The following is a 19,262-nucleotide window of genomic DNA, read 5'->3' on the forward strand; positions in this document are numbered from 1 at the left end:
ACGAAAAGACGTAAGGAGAAAAGCGATGCTTTACAAATCTACGACTGCTCTTGTGACTGCTGGTTTCCTGTTTGCCGCTTCTGGCGCGGCTGTCGCAGGTGACAAGGTTATCTCGAAAATTGCCCAGCTTCCTGAGAAAGGTAACGTGATGATCACGGCGACCGTGGATGATGTGGACAGCAACACCGAATTCACCATCCGCGACGATAGTGGCGAAACCATCGATGTGGAATCGGTGACCAAGCTGACCATCCGTGAAGGCGACCTCGTGAAAATCGTTGGCGTCATGGATGATGAGCTTGCCGGTATCGGTCGCGAAATTGACGCGACGTCCGTGACGGTTGTTGACGCCGCTGACGAAATGGCGACGGCAACAGGCGATGACGAAACCAGCCTTGATGCATCACTCGACAAGGCGGTGGAATTTGCGTCTTCCGAGACCGAATTTGACACCGTCGACGCCCTGCCGGACGAAGGCATGGTGACAATCTCTGGTACGGTTGAAGAAGTTGATATCGAAGACAACAGCTTCAAGCTTCGTGACCGTAGCGGTGAAAGCATCGATGTCCACCCGACCAAGCCGCTGACCGTCAAAGCTGGCCAGAAGGTAAAAGTAACGGGTGTGATGGATGACGAGACCGCGGGTCTTGGCATCGGTGAACAGATTGTATCCGCCAAGGTTACGATCATGACCCAAGGGTAAGCTGCCAAGAGCTTTACCTAGCAGATTTGTCGGGTGGTTTTGCCGCCCGGCAAATTGCCGTTCCAGCGAGCCTAAGGTTTCAGGGTACTCAGGCTCCTGCATTTCTTAGCCATGTTAGAGGCGCAAGAACGAGGGGGCGCGCGTGAGCGAACCAGATACGAACGCAAAACGGACCAAGACTTTTACCGCGATACTCGCGCCACTTCTTGTGGCGGTTATCGCGGCGGCTTTCTTTTGGAAAGTTGATCTTGAACCCAAGATCACATCCGATTTTTTCTTTTCTTCCGACAGTGAAATTTTCCAGAAAAACCAACGCATTACTGAGGTTTTCCCGTCGCAGCAGCAGGTACTGCTGAATGTGACTACACCGGGCACGATTGAGGACCCGGCGTTCATTGAGAAAATCACCAGCATTACCGAACGCGTACAAGCGATTGAGGGTGTGAAGGATGTGCAGAGCATCACCAATGGCCCCGGTGATCTTGAAGCTGCGCGCGAAAACCCGCTGTGGCGCCGATTGCTGATTGGCGAGGGGGACGGCTCAACTTTTGTCATCGCCTTTCTTGATACCGACAAATTTGCCCCGCTCGTTGAAGAGCTTGAGCAGGTGGTCGAAAGCGAAAAGACCCCGCAAATCGATATTCGCATTTCCGGGCTGCCTTATATTGTGGAGCAGATCCGCCGCAACCTGATGCGTGACATGAAGAATTTCACCACCGGTGCCATTTTCCTCAGCGCGCTGGTGATCTTTGCGGTGTTCCGTTCCTTCCGGGTGGTGCTGGGTGCGCTGGTGGCCTGTGCGTCGGCTGCCATGCTCACGCTTACGGTGCAAAGCCTGATGGGCATTCCCATAGGTATCCTGACCGCCAACCTGGGGATTATTGTTTTTGTGCTCACGCTCTCGCACGTGATTTTCCTCACCTCCAACTGGCAGAATATGAAGGGGCATGGGCACGGCGCGCGCCTCAAACGCACAGTTGCGCACACCTTCCCGCCGTCCATTTGGGCGGCGGCGACTACGTTGCTCGGCTTTTTCAGCCTTATCTTTGTCGAGGCCAAGCCGCTCAATCAACTTGGCGTGGGTGGCACCATCGGCGCGCTTTCGGCACTCGTATGTGCCTATCTAATATATCCTGCGTTCCTTCATGAAGGTGTGGCGGACGGTAAAACACCTGAGGGCGTCAAAAAACACGCACGCAAGTTCCGTCACCTGCCGGCGGTGGTCACAACGGTCGCGTTCGCGGCGGCGCTCGGCCTTGGCTTGCCCGGCCTTGCGCGCCTCAATACAGACCCCAGCCTCCTCTCGTACTTCAAGGAGCAGTCTGACCTTCATAAGGGCCTGTTTTATGTGGACGAGAACGGTGGCAGCAACCCGCTCCTCATTGTGGTGCGTAGCGAAAACCTTGAGAAGCTTGATGAAAGCGAAGCGTATGACCGCATGTGGCAGCTCCAGAATGCGTTTGCAGACCACGAGGCTGTTGGGTCAGTTATCTCGCTCCCGGTCATCATGGCGGAGGGGGACGAACATTGGCTCGGCAGCCTGCTGCCTTGGAACGTGCTGCTTGATATCCTCGAGAAGCCGGAGTTTGGTGCAATCGCCAAAAGCTTCGTGACCGAAGACCGCACACAGGCGCTTTTCATGCTGCGCATGCGGGAGAATGAGCGCGAGCGTGACCGCCTGCCTATCGTTGAGGAAATCAGCAAACTGCCGCTTGACTATGGGTTCGAGATTACGGCGACAGGGGGCACCTACTATCTCCAGGGCGAACTGGCGGCCTCCGTCGCGCGCAGCATGACAACGGGCATCCTGACCCTCATTGTTATGTTCGGCATTATCGGCTATATCGTCTCGGGCTCTGTGATGGTGTCCGTTGGCGTGATGGTCTGTGCGGTCTCGGTCTCAGCCATTGTGCTTGGCACCCTTGGTGTGTTTGGTGTGCCGGTGGATATTATTTCCTCGCCCGCCATCAATATCTGCCTTGGCCTGATTGTGGATGACATGCTCCACCTCACCGTGACCGCCAAACGTCACATGAAAGAGATGGGTGAGAAAAGCATGCGCAGTGCCAAGGTCTGGAAGGAGGCGCTCTCAACACAGAGCCGACCGGCGGTTGTCTCCACGCTCGCCATCATGATCGGCTTCTCGGTGTTTGCGCTGTCGGATTTCCCGCCCTCACAGCGCTTCGGGCTTGAGATATCATATGGCGCGGGGCTCGCGGTCATCATGGCGCTTGTGGTGTTTCCCTACATCGTGCGCGCGGGCCGCCAGAAGCGGGAAGACGAAGCCAGCTCAGGTTGAGCTGGTTTCGGGCAGGGGCTCGGTCTCGTCCGGGTCCTTGCCCTCGCGCTTCAGGCGTTTCTCTTGGCGTTCTTCAAGCGCTTCCAGATAGGCATCATTGAACTCAATGGTGCCGTCTTCCTGCTTTGTGAAGGCCTGGCCAAACGCATTTTTGAAGATGCTCCAGAACGCAGCCCAGCCGTCCTGCTCGGGGTCGTTCAAATTACCCTCAAGCGGCACACGAAGGGCAAACTGGTCCTTCTCCTGGTTCTGGAACAACTCCATGAACACGGACACCAGCGCTTCCCAGATGATGTTGAACGGGTTTTTGTCCTGGTCGAGATCCACCAGCGCGAGGTCAGTAGCCACCGGTTTCACATAGCCCACGACATGCCCGTCCGCAGCCGCGAGTTCCATATAGATGCCTACGCGCCCCTTGCTGAAATCAATGGCAGCAAACTCGCGGGCATAGTCGTTGAAGGCGGTGAGGTCCGCATCCTGCAGCTCCAGCGCAATGTCAAAATCCGGGACTTCCTTGATGATATTGAGGTTGCCTGCGAGGCGAACATCACCACCGCCCACAGATGTGCCAAAAGCGTCCAGCCGCGACGGCAGCTTGCTACCTTCCTCCCGTACGTTGCGGATGTTGGTCATCGAAAGCACGATATCCTCAATGAAAAGATCGATATTCGGGTCGGCGGTATAATCGAGATAGGCAATGCGGCCGCCATGCACCGTCAACCGGTTCACGCTGAGGGGCGAAATGACATTGATGAAGCCAAGCCAGCCTGCGCCCTCACCAGTCTGGTTCTGGGCGACATTGAAGGCGATCTCGTAAATATCAATCTCCGCAACAATGCGACCGCGTACGAGCGACCCCCAATCCAGCGCGAGGTCGATGGTGCGTGCCGCCACAAAGGGTTCATCAAGTCCGCCTGAGACCTTGCGAATGTTCATGCCGTGGATTTGATAAGCCCCCCGCCACAGCGACACGCTCACCCGCTCGACCTGGCCGTCATAGTTCTCCAGCTTGCGGATTTCATCGTTGATATAATCGCGCAGGTAATAGGGCAGGTAGAGGCGGGCGCCGATGAGAATAATGACAAGCCCTGCGAGCGCAGAGCTGAGGATTTTGTGACGTGCAAAATACGCGAGCAAAGGTGCTGTCATGGGCTGGCCTCATGGGAAAAGGTTCAGCATCCATGACGCCTGAGCGGGCCTATCTTCTCCATATGGAAGTGCATTTGTGCTCATAAAGGCGCCATCAAACGGGGGATTTTATCTGCTTTTTATATCTGCCTGCGGGACCGGTATCGGTTCCTGATCCAAGCCCCTTTATTCTCATTTTCCTAGTGAAGCGGCGAAAGGATGCCGCCTTCCATCATCCTTTCCCGCAACTGTGTAGCGGTTCGGCCAAGTCCGGACCTGCCCCTGCTCAAAAGGAGAGTTCCGATGATGACACGTGAACAAGCTCAGGAAATCTGGGACTATATCAAACCCATCAAGGTCGCGATGGTGACAAGCCATGACCATGGTCAATTGCGTGCGCGCCCCATGCGGCACGAACAGGAAGACTTCGACGGCGTACTGTGGTTCTTCACATCGAAAGCGTCCGACAAAGTTGCAGAACTTGCAGAAGATGCCCGCGTCTGCGCCACCTATGCTGACACCTCAAGCGGCACCTATGTGTCGCTATCAGGTGCGGTGCGTTTCACCGATGACAGCGCACTCATTGATAAATTCTGGAACGCGGAAGCTGCTGCCTGGTTCCCGGACGGCAAGGACGACCCCAACGTGGCCCTGATGGGCATTTATGTGGAACAGGCTGAGGTTTGGGACTCCAAATCGAACGCCATGGTGAAGCTCTATGAGATCGCCAAGGCGAACCTTACCGGCAAAACGCCCGATATGCACGACAACCGCAAATACGGCTAACTGGAGAAGGAGAATATCATGAGCAAGAACGGTAAACTGAAAGGCAAGAAAATCGCATTCCTCGCGACCGACGGCTTTGAGCAGATTGAGCTGACGCGTCCGGGGGATGAAATCAAGGAAGCGGGCGCAGATGTTGAGCTTATCTCCATCAAAACCGGCAAGGTGCAGGGCATGCATCACGATAAGTTCGGTGACAAATTCCCCGTTGACCGCAAGGTGATGGACGCCAAGGTTGGCGATTATGACGGGCTTGTGCTGCCGGGCGGTGTGCATAACCCCGATGCGCTCCGCATGGATGAGCCAGCCGTTGCTTTTGTGAAGGAGTTTTTCAAGCAGCACAAACCGGTAGCTGCCATTTGCCATGGCCCATGGACGCTCGTGGAAGCGGGCGTCGTGGATGGGCGCGAGATGACATCGTGGCCCAGCCTCAGGACCGATATCATCAATGCGGGCGGTTCGTGGGTCGACCGGGAGGTGGTCGTGGACGAAGGATTGGTCACAAGCCGCAACCCGGATGACCTGGACGCTTTCTGCGCCAAAGCGATTGAAGAGTTTTGTGAAGGCAAACACGCGGAGCAGCGTGCCTGATTGCACAGGTTATGCACACATGCCGCACAGCGAAAACGGGCCCTTGGGCCCGTTTTTTATTGGTGTGTCACGCAGCTTCGTCTTGGTCGTCTTGGCGTGCAACATCGGTACCTTCATCGCTTTCCCCGCTCTCGTTGCCATTCCCTTTTTCGGGTTTGGGTTCTGATTTGCGGAAGTCGATGTTTGCGTCCTTGATGTGGATATCGCGCTGCGGGAAGGGGATTTCGATGCCGGCTTCCTTCAGGTTTTCCCAGATGGTGAACATGACATCGCTTTGCGCACGCCAGCGGCCGCTATGCACATCGTCCACCCAAAATGTGAGCAGGAAGTCGACCGAACTGTCGCCAAAGGACCGCAAGAAACACTGTGGCAGATAGTCCTCTTGGCGGGACGCGCCCTCGTAGTTCTCTGCGGCAGACAGGATACAGTCATGCGCCACTTTGAGGTCGCTGCCGTAAGCAACGCCGACCGCAACTTCAATACGGCCTGAGGTGGAGGAGTGGGTGAGGTTCGCCACGCGGGAGGTGATGAAATCCTCATTGGGGACCATCACTTCCTTGCCGTCGAACGTTTCGATTACACTGGCGCGGGCCCCAAGCTTGCGCATGTAACCAAACGTGCCGTTGTCCATCTCGACCAGATTGCCAAGCGTTACTGATCGTTCGCTCAGGAGAATGATGCCGCTGATGAAGTTGGAGGCGATTTTTTGCAGGCCAAAGCCAAGTCCTACACCGAGCGCACCGCTGAAGACCGTGAGCGCCGTCAGGTCAATTCCGATCAGGTCAAGCGCGACGACAAACAGGATGATGTAGAGCACGATATCAAAAAGTTTGACCAGCAACTCCTGCGTTGAAATGTTCAGGCTGTCCTTGCGGCGGATGTATTCACCGCCCGACTGGCTCAGGAATTTGCCGAGCCAGAAAAGAATGCTGAACAGCACCAAGCCTTTCACAATGGTGTAGGCGCTCAGCTCCAGCTTGCCGACGGTGAAGCTCGCAGCTTCGAGGGCGTCGATCACCTCACCCAGTTCGCCAAACGCGTGCAAAAGGGCGGCGGGTATTAATATCCACATGCCAATGGTGCGGATGAAGGGACTGTTCACGAGGCTGCGAACCGCCGTCCACATCAGCCAGATGGTGGCGAGGCGAATGGCGGTTTCCGTGACCTCGTTGGTTTCAATGAACCGAAGCGACAGGCGGTTCGCGGCAATCAGTAACACCACGGCAATGCCGGGTGCGATCAGCGCCGCGAGTTTCGGGGCAATCTTGCGAATGGTGCGGATTTTGTCGCGGTCATCCTCAATCGGTTCCGCGATCTTTTTCTGCACGATTTTGCCGACAACCAGTGCGATCGCAACGATGGCTGCAATGATGGCGAACTGACTGTAGGTTTGCGGTTGTTCAAGATAAGACATCACCCAGCCTTTCAGGCTGGCGGTTTCTGCTGCGATGTCTGCAAGGTTGATGTCACCAATGCTGCTGTCTGTCTCTGCCATTTGGGTCTCCTCTGGCGCGAGAGTTTAGGGCAGCAGCCATAAAGGGTGGAGAGGGACCGGCGGTGGCGGGCATCAAGACACCATAAAAATGGGCTTATTCCTTGTGAGGGCGCAGGTGCATGATGCGCAGGTCGTCATACCTGTCCGATGCTTTGATACCGTCGAGCGCCGCCTGCCAGGCTGCGATTTCCTCATCCTCTACAGTGAGGGAGAAAGCGATGAAACCTTCGTCAATCGATACCGTGACGGGCGTTCGTACCAAGGCCTGAGAAATTTCGCTATTGGTCATGAACCACGGAAATTCGCTGCCGGTCACAAGGCTTACGCGCTTGTAGCGAAGTAGTTTGGTGCAGGCGTCATTGGAGTTTGCACGCAGCAGGTTCTCGAAACCGAGGCCATCGAGAAGCGAGACCAGATTGTTGCCATTGAGGACACATACAGACCCGACCTTTTTGGCATCCTCCATCGACTTGATGCCGGTCGGCGCGTCCTTCAGCTCATAAAAATACGTCGGAAAAATATCTATGGGGCCAACCCATTTATAGAGGTCACGCCGCTGGTCATTGCGGATGACATTGAAAAAGGCATGACGTTCGGGGCCTGCCAAAAGATGGAAACCTCGGCCAAGCGACACTTCTTCGATCGGTGAGATCATGCCGCGTTCAGCCATCATGGCGTGGATGACTTCTACATAAAAAGCCCGCCTGCCGGCATGCAGGTGCCCGCGCATGTTGCCTTCTGCATCAATGAAAGTGGCACTATTCAGACTATGGGTCAGAAAGCGTGTATCCGCACCGAACACTGCAGTGCCAGCACTGACCAGAAGGCAAAACAACAATGCTATTTTATAGCGCACCCCATCCCCACGGAGCTTTGATAGTTTGAAGAAAGTGTGACCCAACTTCGAGTAGATTAAAACGAAGTGGTTAAAATTTTTCATACTTTCGTTGACGCTATAGAAACCGTTTTCCACCTTTTTGAATTTGACAGCAAGGAGCGGAGTGTCGGCGCATCAGATGCCGCGTAATCCTTAGCCCGTAACAACACGGGATTACGGGTTATGGAATTTATTGTATCGGCGCTTGATGCTCAGCATTTTGCGCACCTCTACGGCCTCTCTGATGAAGCACTTTTGAATTTAGGCGTGCATGCCATGACGGTTGATGGCCGCCCCGGCGCGCCCTGCAGGGTCTCGTTGCGGGAGCTTGAAGTGGGTGCACGTGTGCTCCTCCTCAATCACTGCCATCTTGATGTGGCGTCACCTTACCGGTCTTCCCACGCCATTTTTGTTGGCGACAGGGCTGAGCTGGGTGTCATGGCGCCCGGTGAACTGCCGGAGATTATCAAATTGCGTTCGCTCATCTCTGTTCGTGCTTTTGACGCGCACGGCATGATGACCGATGCGCAACTTGTGGAAGGTGAAACCGCAGCCGCCAAATTTCGCGAGATGCTCGCAGTCCCCGAGACCGCATACCTTCATACCCACACTGCTGGGCGTGGCTGTTATCTGGCACGCGTCGACCGCGCCTGACCGCCAGCAAACATATCAAACACATAGGGCCGGGTTACGGTCGCGAGGAAATATAATGAAAAAACGGAACGTTATTGCAGGTGCGCTGGTGCCTGCTCTCTGGTGTGGTGGGGCCTATGGACAGGCGACACAGAACGCTGTGACGGAGGCGGAGGATGCCTACGGGTTTGTCAATGGTGATGAGTCTGTTGGCATCTATGATGAAAGCTCTGTGCGTGGTTTCGATCTCGAGGCGGCTGGAAACTACCGTTTCAACGGCCGGTATTTTGTCAAAAGCTCGGGCGTCAGCAGCCTGTTTATCGAAAACACAACGGTGCGCATTGGCCTCAATACATTCGGTGTGAACTTCCCGGGGCCAAGCGGCGTGGTTGACTATCGCTTGCGCGGTCCCGGTCCGGATGCGGAAAACCTGTTCACGGCGGGCCGTGGTGATTTTGGCGGCATTTATCTTGAGGCGCTTTTGCAGCACGGCGCGGCAGACCGCAGTTATTCCTACGCTGGTGGTGCGCGGTTCGAAGCGGGCGCTGAAAACTATCAGGGCGGCACGCAGGACAGTTGGCTGCTGGCCGGTACCTTCCGGCGATCGTTCGGGCGCGGCGCGGTTCAGCTTTTTGTCGGGGAATACGACTATGACCGGGACGGCAAGTTCGTGGTGAAAACCGATGGCACTTTCCTGCCCGGTGAGATTGAACGTGGGCAATTCCTTATGCCGCACGACATGCGGGAGACAGGACAGCGCCGTGTTGTCGGTTTGCTGACAGATGCGCAATTGAGCACCGCATGGTCCGCGTCCGCCAGTGCCTATTTCTCGCAGGAGGACCCGAACCGGAAGGTGACGCAGGTATTTGGCCTTGCGGACCCAGAAGCACTAGCTGACACGACGCTGATCGTGACCCCGGCTCAGCGTGCGACCGCATGGTCGGGCGAGGTGGAGATTGGTCATGCCGTAAAACGCGAAGATGTTGAACAGCATATCAACCTTGTCGGGCGTGCGCGCATTTCCCGTAACAGGTTCGGTGGCGGTGAGGCATTTGACCTTGGCTCCACGCCTTTTGGTGAACGGCCTGAAGTGGCGGATGATTATACCGTCACCGGCGCCGCAAACCTGAGGGACGAGATTGATCAGTTTGGCCTTGGTATTGCCTATCATCTGAAGGCATGGAAGCGGCTGCAGCTTTCCGCGGGGTTGATGAGAGTAGACTATGAAAAACGGTTCACGGGCCCGTTGGGCGAAAGCGCAAACACCAGCAAGCCCTGGACATACAATATCGGCACGGCGTACCGCATCACGGGCTCGGTAGAGCTGTATGGCAGTTATAGCCGTGGCATTGAGGAAGCGGGCACAGCGCCCGCAAATGCGGCCAACCGCAACGCGGTTTTGAATGCCGTGATCGCCACCCAGCGCGAGGCCGGTTTCCGCTATCACCTAAAAGGCGGTATGTCGCTCATCGTGGCGGGCTTTGATACCCGCAAGCCATATGCCGGGCTTAACCCGGATAGCAACATCTATGGCCTGATTGGCACGGTGAAGCACCGTGGTATCGAGGCGTCGCTGTCTGGCCCATTGATGGACGGATTAAACGTGGTGCTCGGCGGTGTGCTGACTGATGCCAAGCTGTCGGACGACAACGGCACACTTGATCGCCGCCCAGTCGCGGTCCCTAGTTACCGCGCGGTGGCCTACGCCAACTACGCGCTGCCAGGCATGGAGGGACTTAGTCTTGATGCAGGGCTTGAGGCTGTGGGCAAAGCTTACGCCAGCTCCCGCATTGTGGCGGGTGATCAGCTCCGCACACCGGCGCGTGTCACGGTGGATGTGGGCGCGCGCTATACCATGCCGGTCGCGGGCACAAATGTGACCATGCGGGCGCAGCTCCTCAATGTGTTCAATGATTTCAGCTGGGTCGTCAGCGGGGCGGAGACATTTGACTACAACAAGCCGCGTCAGTTGCGCCTGCTTGTAACCGCCGCTTTCTAATTCATCCGGGAGGCAATGGCCGGATGAAAGATACCGGCGGTGCATGATGAAGGCACCGCCGGTATCGCTTCTCTAATATCGCTGTCGTGACGCTTGTTATGCGGCGCCTTCCGTACGGGCGCGCAGCTCGTCATTCTTGACCCGCAGTTCCGGCGTGGCGGCGTCACCAAAATCTTCGATCTCGAACATCGGGCGGATCTCAATCTCCGCACCATCACCCTCAAGCGGGAACGGGCATTTTTTGACCCACTCGATAGCGTGGTCGAGCGAATCCACCTTCCAGAGCCAGAAGCCGCAGATAAGTTGGCCGAGTTCGGGGAACGGGCCCTTGCTGACCTGATGGCCGTCCCGGCTGAAATGCACCCGCGCGCCCGCCGATGTTGGGGTCAGGCCATCACCGCCTTGCATGATACCGGCGTTCACCAGTTCCTCGTTATAGGCCATCATGTCAGTGAGCAGTTGTTCGCTCGGCAGGTTACCGGCTTCGCTGTCTTTGTCTGCCTTGATCAGAATCATCACTCGCATCGTTTGTCTCCTTGGTCTTTGTGTCAGTTACATCAGCGCCTCATCGCGCTTTGTTGCCCATAGGACGAACGGAGTGAGTTCATCCCGACAGGCGATCTGATTTTTTTTGAGAAAGTTTTATCCGCCGGTTTTACGTGCCGCGAGCTGGTCCAGCTGATCGCGGATATGCGCGGCTTCTGCGGCGGTGTTGGCAAGTGCGATAGCCTGATTGAAGGCAATGCGCGCTTCCTCATCCCGCCCTAGGTCCTTGAGGAAATGCCCCCGCACACCGTGGAAATAGAAATAGCCCGACAGCGCGTCGACAAGCGGGTCAACAAGCGCAAGCGCGGCCTCTGCGCCTTCAAGCTTCGAGATCGCAACCGCGCGGTTGAGGGTGATAACGGGCGAGGGCGTAATGCGTTCCAGCGCCTCATACAGCGCGTTCACCCCGGCCCAGTCTGTCTCTTCGGGCTTGCAGGCGCGGGCGTGCAAGCCAGCGATCGCCGCCTGTATCTGATATTTGCCCGGGGCCTGATGGCGCATCGCTTTATCAATGAGCGCAAGGCCCTCGGCGATCATGTCCCGGTTCCATAGGTCACGGTTCTGGTCCTCAAGAAGTATGACCTTGCCGTCCGCGCTGAAGCGCGCGGCACTGCGTGAGAATTGCAGCAGCATAAGGGCCAAGAGACCCATCAGTTCCGGCTCTGCCGGGAAAAGCGTGAGCAGCATACGCGCGAGGCGGATGGCCTCTTCACACAGTTTCGGGCCTTCGGCGATATTCTCGCCCGCCGCCGAATAGCCTTCGTTGAAAACAAGGTAAAGCATGGCGGCGACCGCGGCGAGGCGCTCAGTGCGGTCAGCGGCGCTTGGTGTCTCAAACGCGACTTCGGCTTCCGCAATACGGCGTTTGGCGCGCGTGATACGCTGTTCCATCGCGCGTTCACCCACGAGAAAGGCGCGCGCGATCTGCTTGACCGACAAGCCGGAAACGATCCGGAGCGCGAGGGCAATCTGCTGCACTTTCGGAAGGTCCGGGTGGCAGCACACAAACAGAAGCCTGAGGATGTCATCCTTATAGTCGGCGGTGTCCAGCCTTTCCGCCATCGCGGCTTCGGCGTCCTCAAGGTCGGATATCGCGGCCTCATCGGGCAGCGCCTGCAGCTTGGATGCCCGGCGCACACCGTCAAGCGCTGAATTTCGGCCCACAAATATGAGCCACGCCGCAGGGTCGCGCGGCGGCCCGTTTTCCGGCCATTTGGTCAGTGCGCGCAGGCAGGCTTCCTGATAGGCTTCTTCCGCCGTATCAAGGTCGCGGAAATACCTGAGAAGGGCCGCAACGGCTTTCGGGCGAACGGCCCTCAGGGTCTTGTCGATATTGGCAATGTCATTCACGTCTCAAGGGTTCCAGCGTTCATGCTCAGGAGCGGGCGTATCTCAAACGCACCGCCCGGATTGGCGCGGCCAAGGTCTTTCGCGACCCCAAGCGCATCGTCGAGCGAGTTGCAGTCGATGATATAGAAGCCGAGAAGCTGCTCCTTGGTTTCCGCGAACGGGCCATCAAGTACAAGTGGTGGGTCCTGATCCTTACGGAGCGTGGTGGCGGCCGATGTGGGCATAAGCCGTGCCACCGGGCCAAGCCGCCCTGCCTTCAGGAGTGGTTCCTGCACCTTCATCAGGGCCGACATGCAGGCTTCTTCTTCCTCCTGCGTCCAGTTGCTGATGGTGGCTTCATCATTGTAGCAAAGAATGGCGTAGAGCATCTTCTCACTTCCTCTCATCTCACAGGACGAACCGGTCCGCGCTGGTCCGACAGCACCGTATCATTTTTTTCTGTGCCGCCACCACACAGCTTGGAGAGACAAAAAAATGGCTCCCGCGCGGGGAAGTGCGACGGGAGCCAAGGGAGAGGTGGTTTAGGGTTGTTTATGCAGCCTGAAAGCGGCCTTCGGCTTTCTGCCGCTTGATGCCCATGATCTGTGCAACCGCGAAGGCGAACACGACCACGGCCTGGAAGGCGACAAAGGCCATGCCGAGGGTGGTGGCCTCTGTCCTCGCGATCAGCACAAAACTGTCGATCGTCCAAAGGATGTTGAGCACGATGATCGGCCACACCATGCCGGGCTTGATGTACGTGCGGCTGCCCACATAGGCCACGGCAAGGGCATAGGGCAGCAGGAACAGGCCGGAGTAGAGAAGCAGGTCGGCCGACAGGCCAAGCATGCCGGTCAGGAGGCTGGCGCCTGCGGCCATCAAAAGGCCGGTGGCACCGCTTGCCACAGCGTCGGCCAGAAGTGCGAATTTCAGAAGCGGGAATGAATGTGCAGTCTTCGTCATGGGGTCCTCCTTTGCTCAGGTGATGGCCTTATGATCGGGGAGGCAAGGGCGCGTGTCGATTAACTGGGAGGTAATTGAATGCAATTTAGTTCGCCTGTACCAATAAGGAGGAATGCAAACGGCCCGACGATCACAGCGAGGAAAAACCAATGGCAACAGCACAAGACACACAGCAGCGGTTTGGCGGGCAACTGAAGGCGTGGCGCACGAGACGGCGCATGAGCCAGCTTGATTTTGCCCTTGAGGCCGAAATTTCGCAAAAGCACCTGAGCTTTATTGAGACAGGCCGTTCGGCCCCCAGCCGGGACATGGTGATCCGCCTGACGGAATGCCTTGATATCCCGCTTCGGGAGCGCAACTCCATGCTGCTCGCGGCGGGTTTCGCGCCGATGTATCTTGCGCGCGACCTTGATGACCCGTCGCTGAAGGCTGCGCGGGCGGCGATTGACCTGCTGCTCAAGGGCCATGAACCTTACCCCGCTATCGCTGTAGACCGGCACTGGAACATGGTGGCGTCCAATGCGGCAATTACACCTTTCCTCTCGCTGGTCGCGGAGGCGTCGCTGCTGGAGCCACCGATCAACGTGCTGCGCCTTTCGCTGCATCCCGGTGGGCTCGCGCCTTTCATTGCCAATCTGGGTGACTGGAAGAAACACCTGCTCGAGCGCCTCGCCCATCAAATTCAGGTAACCGCAGATCCAACACTCGTAGACCTTGAAAAGGAACTGAAGGCTTATCCGGCGGATGAGGAAACACCCGGCGGGCACACGGACTATGGTGATGTGTTTGTGCCGTTTGAGCTGATGCTGCCGCAAGGCAAGCTATCTTTCTTCTCCACCATCACCGTGTTCGGCACGCCGGTGGATGTAACCCTGTCTGAGATCGCGATTGAAAGTTTTTTCCCGGCAAACGACGCCACACGCATCGCGCTATCGGGCAACTGATCTTTTTTTTGAATAGTCATTCAATTTTATTGAGCGCTGACAAAAAAGCTTCATGGCATGCGCGCAAAGTGCCCCTTTAAGCATGGCCCCTTAGCGGGTTATTGTGTCTAACCTTGAGGGAGGAATTTGTGCGCTTTCTTAAAGCATTGGCATTGTCCGTCAGCCTGTCCTGCAGTGCGTTCGCAGCGGAAACCAAAACCGATACCGTTGTTCTTGTCACCATTGACGGCATGCGCTGGCAGGAGGTGTTCCGCGGCGTAGACAACGCGTTTTTCGACCAAGACGCCTACATCGCCCACAAGAAACACCACGCTGATTTCAAAGCCAAATACTGGCGCGACACGGCTGAGGAGCGCCGTGCAGTACTGATGCCCTTCCTGTGGTCGACTGTGGCGGGCGATGGCCAGCTGTACGGCAACCGGGACAAGGGCAGCGAAGGTGATGTCACCAACCGCTACCATTTTTCCTACCCCGGCTATAGCGAGATTTTGACCGGCATTGCCGACGATGAACGCCTTGTCAGCAACGACAAGCTATTGAACCCGAACCGCACCATTCTTGAGTGGCTCAATGGCATGCCGGCCTACAAGGGCAAGGTGGAAGCTTTCGGCTCGTGGGATGTGTTCCCCTATATCGTGAACGAGGAACGCGCAGGCGTGCCGGTGAACGCGGGCTTTGAGGCCTATGAGGGCGATACCAAACGCGTTGCGATCCTTAACGAACTGCAGGAACAGGTGCCAAGCCCGTGGGACACGGTGCGGCTTGACGCTTTTACCATGGGCTATGCGCGTGAGGCACTGAAGCGCGAGAAGCTGAATTTCGTCTATATAGCGCTGGGCGAGACAGACGACTTTGCCCATGACGGCCACTATGACCAATACGCCATGGCGGCCCACCGGTCAGACAAGGCGATTGCAGACCTGTGGGCATGGTTGCAGCTTGACCCGCGCTATGCAGGCCGCACCTCGCTCATCATAACCACAGACCATGGCCGTGGCAGCGAAAGCCTTGAGACATGGAAACACCACGGCCGCTTCCCCTATACCAAGGAAGACGGCACCACGGCGGTGAGCGAATTTGCCGGTGACGGTGAAATCTGGATGGCATTCCTTGGGCCCGATACACCGGCGCGCGGCGAGGTGGCGGGCGAAACCGTCACCCTCAATCAGGTGGCGCCAACAGCTGCTGCACTTATGGGCCTGACGTTCGAGGATAGCCATGAAGTGCTGGCGCACGGCGAAGTTATTGAGGCTGCCGTGCGCAAATAAAAAAAGGGTGGAGCCCATGCCCAGGCTCCACCCTTTTCCTCCCTGCCGAGGAAGGTCGATCGCCCGTTAGCGTCTAGTGGGGAGAGAGGCGGTCAAGCAGCAGGGATTTTTCAAATACGGGCTCTCCCGCCACATTGCGCGCCTGCAGCACGATATGCGGGTTGGGCACATTCCAGTCGATCTCGATGATGCCGAAGTTGGCTTTGGTGTACATGCAGCCTGGCAAGCGGTAGGCGTTCGGGCTCATGTTGTACCAGGTCTCGGTGAGCCCGCTTGAGGTGAAGTCATAAAGCGGGTAGGGCGTGTTTTCGTCATCCTGAAGCGAGATTTCGGCCCAGTGGGTGTCACCGCTGATGAACAGCACGCCGTTGGCTTTGGTCGCACGAATGAGGTCAATCATGCGTTTGCGCTCGTTCGGGAACAGGCTCCACGCCTCCCATCCCGGGAAGGTGGAGATAAACTGCAGGCTTGAACCGATGATGCGTAGCTTGGCGGGCTTTTTCAGTTCGCCTTCAAGCCACTGCCACTGTTTTTCACCCAGCATGGTAGCGCCCGGTGCCGTGGTGGGCAGGTAGGGGCCAAAGGCCATCTGGTCGCGTCGTTTGAACTCCTCACGCGTCACATGCGTCAGCTCGGTCCGGTTCCAGCGCAGGTCGAGCATAATCACCTGAATGCGGTGCTCTTCAGGGCCATACATATAGGACGTGTAGATGCCGTCGTCCTTGCGGCGGCGTGGGCTGTCAGCGGGCTCGCCCCAGAAGTCGCAGAACAGTTCTTTGGAGCGCTGTTTGTGCGGATACTCGCGTCCTACATCGTTTTCGCCGTAGTCATGGTCGTCCCATGTGGCAATAAGCGGGGTTTTCTCGCGCAAACGCTTGAAACCCTCGATGGAGGCGAGCTTTTTATATTTCCCGGCCAGCACATCCATGTCGCGTGTGTCGCCATAGATATTGTCACCGAGGAAGATAAAAAGGTCGGGGTCGAGCGCATTAATCGGCTCCCAGATCGGTTGCGGTTTGTCCTGGTTCGCGCAGGAACCAAAGAGGATGCGGGAGACGGTGCCCGCAGGCTGCGTGGCAGGCATGCTATCGTGCGTAGCAAGGCTTGCTGGTGCAAAGGCAGTCGCGCCGGCGGCGGCGCCCAGAAGTTTCAGGCCGGTGCGGCGTGTGATCATGGTGGTCTCCCCGGAAAAGTCTTTAAAAATGCAGGCGCCCCAGCATGATGGCCAGGGCGCCAGCGAGTGCTGGATGTTAGAACTTGAGCGACAGGTTCGCCATGACCTGACGATCAGCGCCAAGGAAGTAGGAACCCGGCGTACCGCCACCAAGATAGTTCTTGTTGGTGAGGTTCGAGACATTGAGGCTGACATCAATGCCCTGAATGCCCGGGATCACACCTTCGTCGAGGGAATAACCGACCCATGCGTCAACAAGGGTGAAAGATGGCAGTTCCTGCGTGTTGCCAAAGTCGCCATAACGCTCGCCAACGTGCTTCGCGGAAACGCCTGCCCGTACGCCGTCCTTATAGTAGCTGAGCGTGCCAACAAGCTGGAACTCAGGTGCCAGCGCCACTTTGTTGCCTTCCACCACTTCAGCCGTGGTTTCGGTATATTGACTGTCGTTGAGGGTCAGCGAGCTATAAAGGTTCCAGTACTGAGCGAAGTTGATCGAAACGCTGGCCTCAATACCCTTGGATTCGATACCGCCAACGTTGAGGTAGGTGCCTTCGCCTTCCTCAAGATAGTCAACGCCGTCTACCGGGTCACCGGCGGATACGAAGGTGATGCGGTTGTTGAACTTCACATAGTAACCGGTCACGGTCGCGCGCAGCCAATCGTTCGAGTAGCGGAAGCCGACATCAAAGTTGTCAGCGGTTTCGCCCTCAAGGTCTGGTACGTTCGGGTTGGTTTCGCTTGCGCGGCCTTCGATCACACCGTCCTTGATGGCCGCGAAGTTTTGCGCGAAGCCACCAAAGATCTCGAAGTCGTCGGTCACGTTAAAGATGGCACCCGCGGTGAAGAGGATGTCAGAGTTGGATTCGAGGCCCATGTCAGCTTCATTGCCGAAGTTGTCCGTCCGGGTGAGGTCGACATAGTATTTTTTCACGCCGCCGCGCAGGGTGAGGGCGCCCAATTCAACCGTGTCTTCTGCGTAAAGCATCAGGGTTTCGGTCTCGAATGAGCGGTCGTACTGGCGCCAATAAGCCACGTTATCAAATTCGATGCCCACATTCGGATCGATGATGCGGTGCCAGTCACGCCATTCGTCACGGTCGGAGTTTTCCCACCATGCACCAACGCGGATGGTGTTGATGTCGCCAAGGCGGTATGCGGCATCAGCTGTGGCCCCGTAACGCTTCTTGCCGTAGTGCGTGTGGCGGTAGGAAGCGTTTGGCACTGCGCCGTCCGCGTAACAGGCCGGGTTGTTGGCCGGTGCGCCGCCGCCATAAGGGAAGGTCAGCGTGGCCGTACAGCCCGCGATGGGCGCGAGCGGGTTGCCATTGCTGTCCGAATAGACGTAGCTTGCAGCCACAGAGCCACCGTAAACCGTGCCGTTTTCCTGCACGTCACCGCCGGTGATGATGTTCATGTATGGTGGTGCCCAGTCACCACGGCCGGAGTTTTTGTGGAAGTAAGGCGAGATGCTGAAGTCGAGGTTCTCGCCCTTGTATTCGGCTTTCACATAGGCGAACCAGTTTTCGCGCAAGGTGCCCCATGCCGGACGGTAAACCTGGTCAATATAGGGGATGCCGGTGATGGTGTCGGTCAGCCGGTCCCAATCGGGGTCTTCTTCGAACTGCGCGAGGGAAATACGCTGATAGTTGTTCTCGTGCGTATCGTCCCACGACAGGCGGCCAGTGAATTTCCATTCGTCCTGTTCGGACACGATTTTCGCTGCGAAGTGATCGCGCGTGGTGCCGCCGGCGTCACCGATCCAGGCGTCGTTCGACTGGTTGGAATAGCTGAAGTAAGCGCTTGTACCTTCAGCGAATTCGCCGGTGTCATAGCGGAAGAAATAGCGCTGTGCGTTGTTCTCGCCCATGCTGATGCTGGCCCAGAAACGCTGCTCTTCTTCAGGGTCCGAGGTCACGAAGTTGATGGTGCCACCAAGGGCTTCGTTGGATGGTGACGCAATGTCAGCCGTACCTTGCGATACTTCGGCACGCATCAAGTTTTCGCTGTCGATATAACGGTTTGCCTTGGCACCGCCACCATAGTTGGAATTACCGTTCGGCAGGCCGTCGATGGTCATGCCGATCTGCTGTTCGGACAGGCCAACGGTGAAACCGCGGATCGAAAGCGTGGTGGACCAATCGTCAGAACCGAGCACACCGCCTTCGGAAACAAAGATGCCGGGCAGGTTGTCGATGACGGAGAGAACGCTCGAGGCATCCGGCTCCTGGTCGAGCATGGTGGTGTCCGTCGCGTTGTTCGCGAAGGTGGTTTTCTTAGCGGAAACAATGACTTCCTCGAAGCTCGCGTCATCGGCATAGGCTTCGCTTGTGGCGTCCTGCGCCTGAGCAGCTGCCGCGAAACCAAGGAGGCTGGCGGTCCCGAGCAGCAATGTTTTTGTCATGTTGCGTGTCATAAATCCTGAGCCTTTTAAATGTTATAATTGATGCCAATTTTTATTGAATAGACGTTCAATAAAAATTGGCTGCAGCCTTAATGCGCTGATATCTTTACGGTTTCGTGAAGGATTTAT

17 protein-coding genes are annotated in these 19,262 nt (G+C 56.9%); 8 read left to right on the forward strand and 9 right to left on the reverse strand.

Annotated features, from left to right (window positions below; genetic code table 11):
• Positions 1-25 precede the first annotated feature (25 nt).
• Positions 26-703, forward strand: a complete 678-nt coding sequence (locus tag B150_RS0108760; protein WP_020399536.1) for a hypothetical protein — start codon at positions 26-28, stop codon at positions 701-703.
• Positions 704-845: 142 nt separating this feature from the next.
• Positions 846-3,002 carry an efflux RND transporter permease subunit gene (locus B150_RS0108765; protein ID WP_020399537.1) on the forward strand — a complete coding sequence of 719 codons (2,157 nt, stop codon included), beginning with the start codon at positions 846-848 and terminating at the stop codon, positions 3,000-3,002.
• Here B150_RS0108765 and B150_RS0108770 read toward each other — a convergent pair.
• Positions 2,994-4,151: a DUF748 domain-containing protein gene (locus B150_RS0108770; protein WP_020399538.1), complete on the reverse strand. Its 1,158-nt coding sequence runs from the start codon at positions 4,149-4,151 to the stop codon at positions 2,994-2,996. The two genes, B150_RS0108765 and B150_RS0108770, sit on opposite strands and share 9 nt — an antisense overlap.
• Positions 4,152-4,433: 282 nt before the next feature.
• On the opposite strand from B150_RS0108770, the gene B150_RS0108775 reads away from it, so the two are divergent.
• Positions 4,434-4,916: a pyridoxamine 5'-phosphate oxidase family protein gene (locus tag B150_RS0108775; protein ID WP_020399539.1), complete on the forward strand. Its 483-nt coding sequence runs from the start codon at positions 4,434-4,436 to the stop codon at positions 4,914-4,916.
• A gap of 18 nt (positions 4,917-4,934) precedes the next feature.
• On the forward strand, positions 4,935-5,504 hold the full coding sequence (locus B150_RS0108780) for a type 1 glutamine amidotransferase domain-containing protein (protein WP_020399540.1): 570 nt from the start codon (positions 4,935-4,937) through the stop codon (positions 5,502-5,504).
• 67 nt (positions 5,505-5,571) lie between these two features.
• Here B150_RS0108780 and B150_RS20300 read toward each other — a convergent pair whose 3' ends face one another.
• Positions 5,572-6,999, reverse strand: a complete 1,428-nt coding sequence (locus B150_RS20300) for a mechanosensitive ion channel family protein (protein WP_020399541.1) — start codon at positions 6,997-6,999, stop codon at positions 5,572-5,574.
• A gap of 94 nt (positions 7,000-7,093) precedes the next feature.
• A complete protein-coding gene (locus B150_RS0108790) occupies positions 7,094-7,855 on the reverse strand; it encodes a substrate-binding periplasmic protein (protein WP_155860008.1) in 762 nt (253 codons plus the stop codon).
• A 204-nt stretch (positions 7,856-8,059) separates the two neighbouring features.
• Here B150_RS0108790 and B150_RS0108795 point away from each other — a divergent pair, with 204 nt between their 5' ends.
• Together B150_RS0108795 and B150_RS0108800 are read left to right on the forward strand one after the other, a co-directional pair.
• Positions 8,060-8,530 (forward strand): DUF1203 domain-containing protein, encoded by a 471-nt coding sequence (locus B150_RS0108795; protein WP_020399543.1) that lies wholly within the window; start codon positions 8,060-8,062, stop codon positions 8,528-8,530.
• 55 nt (positions 8,531-8,585) lie between these two features.
• On the forward strand, positions 8,586-10,508 hold the full coding sequence (locus tag B150_RS0108800; protein ID WP_020399544.1) for a TonB-dependent receptor domain-containing protein: 1,923 nt from the start codon (positions 8,586-8,588) through the stop codon (positions 10,506-10,508).
• Positions 10,509-10,604: 96 nt separating this feature from the next.
• Here B150_RS0108800 and B150_RS0108805 read toward each other — a convergent pair whose 3' ends face one another.
• The 4 genes from B150_RS0108805 to B150_RS0108820 form a co-directional block, all read right to left on the reverse strand.
• Positions 10,605-11,033, reverse strand: coding sequence for a YciI family protein (locus B150_RS0108805; RefSeq protein WP_020399545.1), 429 nt, complete (start codon positions 11,031-11,033; stop codon positions 10,605-10,607).
• A gap of 117 nt (positions 11,034-11,150) precedes the next feature.
• Positions 11,151-12,404 (reverse strand): RNA polymerase sigma factor, encoded by a 1,254-nt coding sequence (locus tag B150_RS0108810; RefSeq protein ID WP_020399546.1) that lies wholly within the window; start codon positions 12,402-12,404, stop codon positions 11,151-11,153.
• Positions 12,401-12,772, reverse strand: coding sequence for a YciI family protein (locus B150_RS0108815; protein WP_020399547.1), 372 nt, complete (start codon positions 12,770-12,772; stop codon positions 12,401-12,403). Before B150_RS0108815 ends, B150_RS0108810 begins: the two co-directional genes overlap by 4 nt.
• Before the next feature lie 163 nt (positions 12,773-12,935).
• Complete coding sequence (locus tag B150_RS0108820; RefSeq protein ID WP_020399548.1) at positions 12,936-13,346, reverse strand: hypothetical protein; 411 nt, start codon at positions 13,344-13,346, stop codon at positions 12,936-12,938.
• A gap of 149 nt (positions 13,347-13,495) precedes the next feature.
• Here B150_RS0108820 and B150_RS0108825 point away from each other — a divergent pair, with 149 nt between their 5' ends.
• Together B150_RS0108825 and B150_RS20305 are read left to right on the forward strand one after the other, a co-directional pair.
• A complete protein-coding gene (locus B150_RS0108825) occupies positions 13,496-14,290 on the forward strand; it encodes a helix-turn-helix domain-containing protein (protein ID WP_020399549.1) in 795 nt (264 codons plus the stop codon).
• A gap of 128 nt (positions 14,291-14,418) precedes the next feature.
• Positions 14,419-15,558 (forward strand): alkaline phosphatase family protein, encoded by a 1,140-nt coding sequence (locus tag B150_RS20305; RefSeq protein ID WP_211205936.1) that lies wholly within the window; start codon positions 14,419-14,421, stop codon positions 15,556-15,558.
• A gap of 73 nt (positions 15,559-15,631) precedes the next feature.
• Here B150_RS20305 and B150_RS0108835 read toward each other — a convergent pair whose 3' ends face one another.
• Together B150_RS0108835 and B150_RS0108840 are read right to left on the reverse strand one after the other, a co-directional pair.
• The gene (locus B150_RS0108835) at positions 15,632-16,732 is read right to left on the reverse strand and encodes an alkaline phosphatase D family protein (protein WP_020399551.1); all 1,101 of its coding nucleotides are present in this window, start codon (positions 16,730-16,732) and stop codon (positions 15,632-15,634) included.
• 76 nt (positions 16,733-16,808) lie between these two features.
• Entirely contained in the window at positions 16,809-19,133 is a 2,325-nt protein-coding gene (locus B150_RS0108840) for a TonB-dependent receptor domain-containing protein (protein WP_025896275.1), read from the reverse strand.
• Between the last annotated feature and the right edge of the window lie 129 nt (positions 19,134-19,262).

The organism is Kordiimonas gwangyangensis DSM 19435 = JCM 12864, from assembly GCF_000375545.1.
GTDB lineage: Bacteria > Pseudomonadota > Alphaproteobacteria > Sphingomonadales > Kordiimonadaceae > Kordiimonas > Kordiimonas gwangyangensis.